Source organism: Mycobacterium sp. E1386, from assembly GCF_001672745.1.
In the GTDB taxonomy this organism is placed as follows: Bacteria; Actinomycetota; Actinomycetes; order Mycobacteriales; family Mycobacteriaceae; genus Mycobacterium.
Genome location: NZ_LZKH01000068.1, coordinates 1 through 595, shown reverse-complemented (window position 1 = coordinate 595; position 595 = coordinate 1). Strand labels below are relative to the sequence as shown.

Annotated in this window: 1 protein-coding gene; it reads right to left on the bottom strand. The window is 68.1% G+C overall.

What is annotated here, in order from left to right:
• Positions 1 to 595: AMP-binding protein (locus tag A5709_RS07085; protein ID WP_156767989.1), on the bottom strand; the 595-nt coding region annotated here is incomplete at both ends.

The following is a 595-nucleotide window of genomic DNA, read 5'->3' as shown; positions in this document are numbered from 1 at the left end:
CCATCGGCGCCCCAGCGCACCAGGTCGCCGGTGCGATACATGCGCGCGCCGGCCCCGCCGAACGGGCACGCGACGAAACGGGTCGCCGACAACCCCGACCGGCCCACATACCCATACGCCAGACCGCGCCCGGCCACATACAGCTCACCGACCACGCCCTCGGGCACCGGACGCAACCACCCGTCCAGGACGAAGAAGCCCAGATGCGCCAGCGGCAGCCCGATCGGGCTGGCGTTGACGTCGACATCGCCGTCGACGATCTCGCGGAACGAGGCGTGCACCGTGGTCTCGGTGATGCCATACATATTGATCAACCGCGGCAGACCCGGGTGGTTGTGCAACCACTTGCCCAGCCGATGCGGCTCGAGCGCCTCGCCACCGAACACCACCGTCTGCAGCTTGAGCTCTTGGCCGAGCTCGGGCGACAGCGAATCGGCGGTCTGCAGCGCGTAGAACGCCGACGGCGTCTGGCTGAGCACACTGACCTGTTCGCGAACCAGCATGGCGTGCAACTCTTCCGGCGAGCGCACGACGTTGTCGGGCACCATCACCAGCCGGCCGCCGTACAACAGCGACCCGAAGATCTCCCACACCG